This is a genomic window from Rahnella sp. ATs2 (assembly GCF_051851855.1).
Lineage (GTDB): Bacteria > Pseudomonadota > Gammaproteobacteria > Enterobacterales > Enterobacteriaceae > Rahnella > Rahnella variigena.
This window is the reverse complement of record NZ_JBLYPL010000029.1, coordinates 49,732-58,704: the sequence shown is the minus strand read 5'-3', so window position 1 is coordinate 58,704 and position 8,973 is coordinate 49,732. Positions and strand designations below refer to the sequence as shown.

Annotated in this window: 9 protein-coding genes; 4 read left to right on the top strand and 5 right to left on the bottom strand. The window is 50.6% G+C overall.

Going from position 1 to position 8,973, the window contains the following annotated elements; translation table 11 throughout:
* Positions 1 to 34: 34 nt before the first annotated feature.
* The 5 genes from ACJY2G_RS23125 to gpmM form a co-directional block, all read right to left on the bottom strand.
* Positions 35 to 964, bottom strand: a complete 930-nt coding sequence (locus ACJY2G_RS23125) for a hypothetical protein (RefSeq protein ID WP_159282537.1) — start codon at positions 962 to 964, stop codon at positions 35 to 37.
* Between the two features lie 2 nt (positions 965 to 966).
* Complete coding sequence (locus ACJY2G_RS23120) at positions 967 to 2,190, bottom strand: glycosyltransferase (RefSeq protein WP_112289327.1); 1,224 nt, start codon at positions 2,188 to 2,190, stop codon at positions 967 to 969.
* A 180-nt stretch (positions 2,191 to 2,370) separates the two neighbouring features.
* Complete coding sequence (locus ACJY2G_RS23115) at positions 2,371 to 3,303, bottom strand: divergent polysaccharide deacetylase family protein (RefSeq protein WP_430320873.1); 933 nt, start codon at positions 3,301 to 3,303, stop codon at positions 2,371 to 2,373.
* 2 nt (positions 3,304 to 3,305) lie between these two features.
* Positions 3,306 to 4,571, bottom strand: a complete 1,266-nt coding sequence (gene envC / locus ACJY2G_RS23110; RefSeq protein ID WP_244220250.1) for a murein hydrolase activator EnvC — start codon at positions 4,569 to 4,571, stop codon at positions 3,306 to 3,308.
* Positions 4,572 to 4,743: 172 nt separating this feature from the next.
* Positions 4,744 to 6,288: a 2,3-bisphosphoglycerate-independent phosphoglycerate mutase gene (gpmM, locus tag ACJY2G_RS23105; protein ID WP_430320872.1), complete on the bottom strand. Its 1,545-nt coding sequence runs from the start codon at positions 6,286 to 6,288 to the stop codon at positions 4,744 to 4,746.
* Positions 6,289 to 6,592: 304 nt separating this feature from the next.
* Between gpmM and ACJY2G_RS23100 the strand changes: the two genes are divergently transcribed.
* From ACJY2G_RS23100 to gpsA, 4 genes are all read left to right on the top strand, one after another.
* Complete coding sequence (locus ACJY2G_RS23100) at positions 6,593 to 7,024, top strand: rhodanese-like domain-containing protein (RefSeq protein ID WP_015699203.1); 432 nt, start codon at positions 6,593 to 6,595, stop codon at positions 7,022 to 7,024.
* Positions 7,025 to 7,091: 67 nt separating this feature from the next.
* The gene (grxC, locus tag ACJY2G_RS23095) at positions 7,092 to 7,343 is read left to right on the top strand and encodes a glutaredoxin 3 (protein WP_013577603.1); all 252 of its coding nucleotides are present in this window, start codon (positions 7,092 to 7,094) and stop codon (positions 7,341 to 7,343) included.
* Positions 7,344 to 7,407: 64 nt separating this feature from the next.
* Complete coding sequence (gene secB / locus ACJY2G_RS23090; RefSeq protein ID WP_013577602.1) at positions 7,408 to 7,878, top strand: protein-export chaperone SecB; 471 nt, start codon at positions 7,408 to 7,410, stop codon at positions 7,876 to 7,878.
* Positions 7,878 to 8,897, top strand: a complete 1,020-nt coding sequence (gpsA, locus tag ACJY2G_RS23085; protein WP_113877623.1) for an NAD(P)H-dependent glycerol-3-phosphate dehydrogenase — start codon at positions 7,878 to 7,880, stop codon at positions 8,895 to 8,897. Before secB ends, gpsA begins: the two co-directional genes overlap by 1 nt.
* Positions 8,898 to 8,973 lie beyond the last annotated feature (76 nt).

Here is an 8,973-nt window from a genome sequence, read left to right as displayed (position 1 = left end):
CAACAGCGGGCTTTTTTCTGGCTAACGGGAGTGTTCAGGCTTCCGGTTCTGCCTTTTGTTTCTCTGCATCCGTCAGATATCGCACTTTGCGGGTGTAATCCTGCCCTTTAAACAGCAGTTCATTGTCTGGCGAGGCCAGATACTTTTGCCATTCTGTCAGCGGGAAACCGCCGTGCGCGCCAATGACCTCTTTCGGAATCACCGACGGCGTGCCGCCAATTTTCTTCGAGACCGGCCAGTTCATCCAGTCGCCGAGATTCACGCTTTTAATGTCCAGAGTGTCGAGCATCGCCGCCAGGGGCAGCTGATCGGTCGGTGGCTGATTATCTGGCAGGATATTCCAGGTATCTCTGAAAAACATAATCCACAACGGGCACAAACGTTCCCAGGTTTTACGCGTCGCCGCTAAAAATGCGCCGTTGACGTGGTCAACGATATAAGGCCGCACGCTGTCTTTGTAATACGCTGGAATAATTTCAGGGTCACAATCCCCGAGTTTGGCAATCATTTTGCCCTGACGGAAACTCGAATAAATATGATTTTCATGCAGCTGAATTTCAGGCATTTTCAGCAGATTCAGATCAGAGTCGATCATCAAAATGCCGTCAGTTTTAGCCTGCAAAGGCGCCAGCAGTTTGATCAGACGGCTGAGATAAATTTGTTTATAGCGATAATCGCCGGATTTAGTTTCGGGATTCAGTGTCACGATGCGGACTTTTTCAGGCAGAGGCCGGAACAGGCTGGCATCCTGATCGGTCACAATGACAATTTCCTGCAATTGTGTCGCGAATTTGTCGGCAAATTCCGCGCATAAACAGGCTTCTTCAATGTAGTCAGCACCCGCGGAAGGAATGACGACAGAGGTGATATTATTCTTTGGCGCGCCTGCCTTGACGGTATCGGCATAAGGCAGATTGTGGCGTGAAAGAATATGACGATATTTAGAATTTAGAAATTTGAACATGTTCAGCCTTGTTTCTTTTTAACGCTGCTCAAAACGGTTTCCACGCCAGAGACATATTTTTCAATCGCAAATTTTTCGCGGACAGTGAGGTTTGCCTGCGTAGCGATTTCACTTCGCAAATGGGCGTTGAGATACAGCGTTTTCATATGGTTGAAGAGCATCTCAATATCGCCATACTCGAAAAGCATTCCGGTTTCTGCATTTTTAATCAGTTCGGCAGTTCCCGTGACATTGGATCCAATCACCGGCGTTTTCAGTAACATGGATTCCAGAACCACCCGCGGTAAACCTTCACTTTTTGAGCCTAATATAAAGGCATCAAAAGCCGCCAGATATTCCAGAGGATTGCTTTGAAAACCGGTGAAGATGACTTTATCCATCATATTCAGTGCGGCAGCCTGCTGGATCAGGCGACGTAAATTCGGGCCTTCACCGACAAAGACCATTTTCCATTTTGCTTCCGGGAAAGCACGGTTAAATTTATCGAGTGCCAGCAGGGTGAAGTGGTGGGCTTTACGATTAATCAGAGAACCGATACTGCCAAAGATGAAAGTATCTTCTGTTGCGCCGAGTTCTGCGCGGATCCTGATGCCATCAGGTAACGGCTGGTTAATATCAATGCCGTTGAAGACGGTAAAACACAGTTCTTTGCGCACGCCACGTTTGAGCAACTGTTCCTGAACCCCCTGAGAAACAGAAATGATGCTGTGGCAAAAACGGTTAACAATGCCCACGACGTCTTTGTTCAGAACCGGTTCGATGCGGCAATGCTGCACGATTTCTGTCGGTAAGCCTGCGGTCGAATAATAGCCTTCCACGTTAGAACTTGGCTGATTATTCATATATAAAATATCAAACTGACCGAGCTCAAGCAGGGAATGGATTTTGCGGATATTGGGGTTTATACGCCAGATTTTATCGACAGAATAAATCGCTTTCTGGCGTAAATTTCCGCTAAAGAAAAACAGCGTTCGCAGGACTTCTTTGCTGATTTTTGCCCAGGTGGGTTGTCTGACCTGAGGAATGAAAAATACCGGCACATTGAGCGAGTTCAATATCTGGCTAATGGTTTCCCCGTTATCCCGGGCGTAGTCATTGTAAAAGCAGCAACTGATTTCAAACTTTTCACGATCGATTCTTTTCAGCAACTCCAACATGCTGTTGGTGCCACCTCCCCATTCTTTGCCGCTGTCGAGCAGCAGAATTTTAGATCGATCTAGTCCCATCGGATAGCGCCCTTGCTCAGCCCGGTTAAAAAAATATGCTACCCATTATAAGAGGCAAATTCTATAAGCTCTACATATTTGATTCTGATACTAAAATCACTCATATCAATATGTTGTATGAATATTTCAAATCCATTTTTTCGAAAATGGGAACCTGCCGCCAGTCAATGTCCCTGAATCCTATTCTTTAGGAAATGTGGTCCATGCTAGATATTGGCGTTCTACAAACTGTATTGCCGGCAATGCAGACAGGCTTTCGCCCAGCACTCTAAACATGCTGTCGGCATACACTTGCGGAACCGGTTGTTTCACGCGGCAGATGCTGATGCCTTTGCGTGATGGTTTGGACGCCGTGATACCGGTCGCTTTCCCCGCCGGGGCGCTGCGCTGGGGTTCGTTGAGCAGATCGCTTGGCCGCACCAGAACGATATCGGAAGGCAAATTCGGCAGCATTTGTTGCAGCACTTTCACCGTGGTCGGATGGGGATGGCCGATGGCGATGGCATAACCGTTCTTGCGGGCGAGCTGAATAGCCCGTTCAAACTGATGGCGGATTTCCGCTTCGTTCTGCACATCATCTAAAAAGACGTTGCGCTTAATCACTTTCACCCGGGTTCCCTGAGCGGCCTGAACCGATTTGGTATTGCCGATGGTCATACTGTCGAGGAAGAATAAGTTGTGAGCATTCATGGCCTGCATGACGTTTTCCATGCCGGTCAGGCTGGAGGTCATGGCGCTGCCCATATGATTGTTGATACCAATCGCATACGGGATATTGCTGATGGCCTGATCGACAATACGCTTCACTTCTGCGGCACTCATCGAAGGTGTCAGCGTATCTTTTTCCAGCGGTTGTTTGCTGAGCGGCGCCATCGGCAGGTGGATCAATATTTCACGGCCCTGCTGATGTGCCTTGTTCATCATCATCTGCGAATCTGGCGCATTAGGGAAAATCGCAACGGATACCGCTTTTGGCATCTGAAGTACCTGGTTTTCCTCATGCTGGCGATAACCGAAGTCATCAATCAGGATGGATAATTTCGCTGCCTGAACCTGACAAACGAAAAACGCAGTACCACAAAGGGCAGCTAAAACGGACTTTTTATATCGCAATGCTATCTTCCCAACCACGGCTGTGGATTTACTGCCTGGCCCTGACGACGAATTTCAAAATACAGCGATGGCTGGCCCTGTCCGCCGCTGTTCCCAACTTTAGCAATGGCCTGACCGGTTCTCACCTGATCGCCAACGCTGACCAGCGCATCCTGGTTGTAACCGTAAAGACTCATATCGCCTTTACCGTGGTCGATAACCACAACCAGCCCGTAGCCCTGTAACCAGTCCGCCAGAATGACGCGTCCGTCGGCAATAGCCCGTACATCACTGCCTTCGCGTGCTGAAATGACAATGCCTTTCCAGCGTAGTTCACCCTGTAGCTGTTCGCCGAAACGATGTATCAACGAACCGTTAACCGGCCACATATTTTGACCAGACGGGCGTCCCAGACCGCCGGTTCGGGCCATCAGTGACTGTTCGCTTTGGGTCGGTTTATAGGTTGAACCTTTTTTCTTCGCTTGCTGTTCTTTCGCTCGCACGGCGGCGGCTTCCCGCGCTTCTTTTTCCGCACGGGCTTTGGCGGCACGTTCAGCGGCGGCAATTTTGTTTTGCAGGCTGGATTCGTTGGCGCGCAGCTCCGTCAGGCTCTGCTCATCTTTTTGCAATGAGGATTCCAGCGCCGTGAGCGTTTGCTTACGGGCGGCACGCGCCTGTTCGAGTTTTTGTTGCTGTGATTGTTGTTCACTCAGCAGGCTTTTTTGTTGTGTTTGCTTTGATTGCAAAGAAACACGCTGTTCAGCCAGCGTGGTGCGGGTCTGTTTCAGCTCTTCGATGGTTTTCTGTCGTTCGGTATTCAGATAGCCGAAATACGCCAGGATCCGCTCATTACGTTCGCTCTCTTCGCCGCTGAGCAGCAGTTGTAAGCCTTTATGCTGACCGATACGGAAGGCAGCATCGAGCTGTTTTGCCAGGATCTCTTCCTGCGTCTTTTGCTGTTTTTGCAACTTATCGATAGAGGCGTTAAGCCCGGCAATGTCTTTGCTGAGTGTGGCGAGGGTTGACTGAGTTCCGCGTAGCTGGCTGCTGGCGGAGGCAATGGTTTTTTCCTGCGCCTGCAATTGCTGCAATAAAGTGCCGCGCTGTTGTTTCTGCTGCTTAACGCTTTTTTCTTTTTCCGCGATATTTTGCTGAATGGTTTTTAGCTGATCTTTATTGTCGTCAGCATGCACACTCACGGAAAGAGAGAGTAAAGAAGCACAAAGTAATAAGGCTGAAGATGGGAAGGCAGATACGGCCTTGTCCTGAGCGGAAAGGCGGGTTCTCATCAGGCTGAAATGAATGAATTTGCTCAAACTTTTTTCCGCTTGTCGACCGTGGATGATAGACAATATGGCTGTCCCTTCTCGTATCGTAACACTAATCAACCGGCTGATGCACAAACAAAAAAGGCGTACCAACGGGTGTCAGTACGCCTTTGTAACAGAGCTTTAAGAGAAATTAGCGTGCGATAAACAGCGGTTTGCCGCTCATTTCTGCCGGAATTTCCATGCCCATCAGTGAAAGCATTGTTGGTGCGATATCAGACAATTTACCGCCTTCAACCGCTTCTGCGTTTCCGCCAATGTAGATTAATGGCACCGGCAGACTGGTGTGCGCGGTGTGTGCCTGACCGGTCGCCGGGTCGCGCATTTGTTCTGCGTTACCGTGGTCGGCGGTGATCAGCAACTGGCCACCGGCTGCTTTCACGGCATCCACAACCTGAGCAACACAATTATCCAGTGCTTCAACGGCGCTCACCGCGGCGTCGTAAACGCCGGTATGACCGACCATATCGCCATTCGGGTAGTTACAAATGATGGTGTCATATTTGCCGCTGGCAATTGCGCCGAGCAGTTTTTCCGTCAGTTCAGCCGAACTCATTTCCGGTTGCAGGTCATAAGTCGCCACGTTCGGGGATTTCACCAGAATGCGGTCTTCGCCTTCAAACGAGTCTTCCATGCCGCCGTTAAAGAAGAAGGTAACGTGTGCATATTTCTCAGTTTCGGAAATACGCAGCTGCGTTTTGCCATGTGCCATCAGCCACTCGCCAAGGGTATTTTTCAGTGATGCTGGCGGATAGGCGCAGGCGGCGTTGATGTCCGCGGCATATTCGGTCAGCATGATGAAATCGCCGAAGTTGATGACTTTTTCGCGGGCAAAACCATCGAAGTCCGGACTGATAAAGGCGCGGGTGATTTCGCGGGCCCGGTCTGCGCGGAAGTTCATGAAGATCAGTGCATCGCCGTCATTGATGGCCGCGGATTCTTCGCCTGCTGCCTGCAATACGGTTGGCTTCACGAATTCATCATTTTCATCACGGGCATAAGCGGCCTGCAGGCCAGTCAGTGCATTATCGGCAGTGAACGCGCCTTTTGCCTGTGACATCAAATCGTAAGCCAGTTGTACGCGATCCCAACGGTTATCGCGGTCCATCGCGTAATAGCGGCCTACGATAGATGCGATACGGCCAGTACCGATTTGTGCGAATTTCTCAGAGAAGAGTTTCAATGCAGCTTCAGCGCTGCGCGGCGGTGTATCACGGCCATCGAGGAAGGCGTGCAGATAAATGGCTTTCGCGCCACGACGGTGCGCCAGTTCCACCATCGCCATAATGTGGTCTTCGTGACTGTGAACGCCGCCCGCAGACAACAGACCCATAATGTGAACCGCTTTGCCTGCGGCAATGGCACGATCAACCGCACCGGTCAGTACGCTATTATTAAAGAAGTCGCCTTCTTTGATTTCTTTGTCCAGACGGGTGAGGTCCTGATACACGATGCGGCCCGCACCTAAATTGACATGGCCGACTTCGGAGTTGCCCATCTGACCATCGGGCAGACCGACGTCCAGTCCGGAGGCTGCGATAAGTGTGTGAGGATGAGTGGCCCACAGATTATCCATCACCGGCGTTTTGGCGTTCAGAATCGCGTTATCTTGTTGCTCTTCGCGATGTCCATAGCCGTCCAGAATCACCAGAACCATCGGTTTTTTGTTGCTCGACATGTCAATTGACCTCAGTTTAAAAGATGAAATGCTCAATAGGCTCGCCCGCTGAAACGGGATAAACAGGCGCGACTAAAGGCATTTAAGCCGGCTGATTTTACCCCAGTGCAGGAAGTGAATAGCCGGAGGAGATCAAAGATGAGGTGAGGTGAGGGTTAACTTTCAGCATAAAGGCGTGTTAATTTTCCGAGACGTGCCGCAGATTGTGGCATTCGCCCGCGCTTACTGGCTGTATTTGCTCCGGCGCGCAGGTATACTCTGAAGCCTTGAATTTTCCCCCAACTGACGGGAGTTGTTACACCCCATGCAAGATATTATGCCGTTCATCAGTGCGCATCCGGTTCTCAGCCTGGCGTGGGTTGCGTTACTGATTGCAGTAATTGTGACCACCTTTAAAACACGTTTCTCTAAAGTGAAAGAGATCACCCGTGGCGAAGCAACACGCCTGATTAATAAAGAAGATGCCATCGTTGTCGATGTTCGCGCGCGTGAAGAATTCCGCAAAGGCCACATCGCTGAATCACAGAATGTGTTGTCTGCTGACATCAAAAACAACAATCTGGGTGAACTGACCAAACACAAAGCACAGCCAGTAATCGTGGTATGTGCCACCGGACAAACTTCCCGTACTGCGGCTGAAGGCCTGATTGCTGCTGGTTTTGAGCGTGTGTTCACACTCAAAGAAGGCATCAGCGGCTGGAGCGGTGAAAACCTGCCTTTAGTTCGCGGTAAATGATTCGCGGTAAATAAGACGTTCAGATAACCGCTACGGCATTAAATTCTACGACTCTGAGGTGGAACCCATGGCTAAAATTGAAATCTATACCAAGGCAACCTGCCCTTACTGCCATCGTGCGAAAGCCCTGCTCAACAGCAAAGGCGCTTCATTCGATGAAATCGCTATCGATGGTGACGCAGATAAGCGTGAAAAAATGATCGCCCGCAGCGGTCGTTCAACGGTTCCTCAGATCTTTATCGACGGACAGCACGTTGGCGGTTGTGATGATTTACATGCACTTGATGCACGCGGTGGCCTTGACCCAATGCTGGGTTAATCAGGGCGGCGGTGGTTTCGCATTACGTGTTTAAAAGGACTATTAACTTAAGGGTACTACTCACATGTCAGAACAAAATAACACCGAGATGGCTTTCCAGATCCAACGTATTTATACCAAAGACATCTCTTTTGAAGCGCCAAATGCGCCTCAGGTTTTCCAGCAAGACTGGCAGCCAGAAGTTAAACTGGATCTTGATACCGCTTCCAGCCAGCTGGCCGAAGGTGTATACGAAGTTGTCTTGCGTGTGACCGTAACGTCTTCTCTGGGCGACGAAACTGCGTTCCTGTGTGAAGTTCAGCAAGGTGGTATCTTCACCATCTCCGGTATCGATGGTAACCAGATGGCGCATTGCCTGGGTGCATATTGCCCGAACATTCTGTTCCCGTATGCCCGTGAGTGCATCACCAGCCTGGTCTCCCGCGGTACTTTCCCGCAACTGAATCTGGCACCTGTTAACTTTGACGCTCTGTTCATGAACTATCTGCAACAGCAAGCTGAAGGCGAAGGTGCAGAACCGCATCAGGATGCCTGATGAAAACCGTCAATGCGTCAATGACAGTGATCGGTGCCGGCTCGTACGGCACCGCTTTAGCGATTACTCTCGCCAGAAATGGCCATCCCGTTGTGCTGTGGGGACATAATCCCGACCACATCAACGCCTTACAACGTGCCCGCTGTAATCAGGAATTCCTTCCTGATGTTCCGTTCCCCGATAATCTGTTGCTCGAAACCAATCTGTCTGTCGCGTTAGCCGCCAGCCGTAATGTGCTGGTTGTGGTACCCAGCCATGTATTTGGTGACGTATTGCGCCAGCTGAAACCTCACTTGCGTCCTGATGCGCGTGTGGTGTGGGCGACGAAGGGGCTGGAGGCGGAAACCGGCCGTCTGTTGCAGGATGTCGCGCGCGAAGAACTCGGCGATGCCATTCCGTTAGCCGTGGTTTCCGGGCCGACATTCGCCAAAGAACTCGCGGCAGGTATGCCGACGGCAATCTCTCTGGCCGCAACCGATGCGACGTTTGCCGACGATTTGCAGCAATTACTGCACTGTGGCAAAAGTTTCCGTGTCTACAGCAACCCGGATTTTATCGGCGTTCAGCTGGGTGGTGCGATTAAAAACGTTATCGCCATTGGTGCAGGAATGTCAGATGGTATTGGCTTTGGCGCTAATGCCCGAACTGCGCTGATTACCCGCGGACTGGCTGAAATGACGCGTCTGGGTGCCGCTTTGGGCGCTGACCCTGCGACATTTATGGGCATGGCAGGGCTGGGTGATTTGGTGTTAACCTGCACAGACAACCAGTCCCGTAACCGTCGTTTCGGCATTATGCTGGGACAAGGCAAAGATGTTCAGACCGCTCAGGACACCATCGGCCAGGTTGTAGAAGGCTATCGCAATACGAAAGAAGTACGGGCTCTGGCGCAGCGTAACAACGTTGAAATGCCAATCACAGAACAGATTTACCAGGTGTTGTACTGCGGTAAAGATGCGCGTGAAGCAGCGATCAGTTTACTTGCCCGTGCGAGCAAGGACGAAAAACACAGCCACTGAAAGGCGTATAAAGTATAGCCACCTTGTTGGTGTTCCCGACAGGGCGGCTTTTTATTACCCGAACTTGCAAAGTCGT

Coding starts and splice junctions, on each gene's coding strand:
- envC (WP_244220250.1), bottom strand. CDS start 4,571: ATGAGAACCCGCCTTTCCGCTCAGGACAAGGCCGTATCTGCCTTCCCA.
- ACJY2G_RS23100 (WP_015699203.1), top strand. CDS start 6,593: ATGCAAGATATTATGCCGTTCATCAGTGCGCATCCGGTTCTCAGCCTG.
- grxC (WP_013577603.1), top strand. CDS start 7,092: ATGGCTAAAATTGAAATCTATACCAAGGCAACCTGCCCTTACTGCCAT.
- secB (WP_013577602.1), top strand. CDS start 7,408: ATGTCAGAACAAAATAACACCGAGATGGCTTTCCAGATCCAACGTATT.
- gpmM (WP_430320872.1), bottom strand. CDS start 6,288: ATGTCGAGCAACAAAAAACCGATGGTTCTGGTGATTCTGGACGGCTAT.
- ACJY2G_RS23120 (WP_112289327.1), bottom strand. CDS start 2,190: ATGGGACTAGATCGATCTAAAATTCTGCTGCTCGACAGCGGCAAAGAA.
- ACJY2G_RS23125 (WP_159282537.1), bottom strand. CDS start 964: ATGTTCAAATTTCTAAATTCTAAATATCGTCATATTCTTTCACGCCAC.
- gpsA (WP_113877623.1), top strand. CDS start 7,878: ATGAAAACCGTCAATGCGTCAATGACAGTGATCGGTGCCGGCTCGTAC.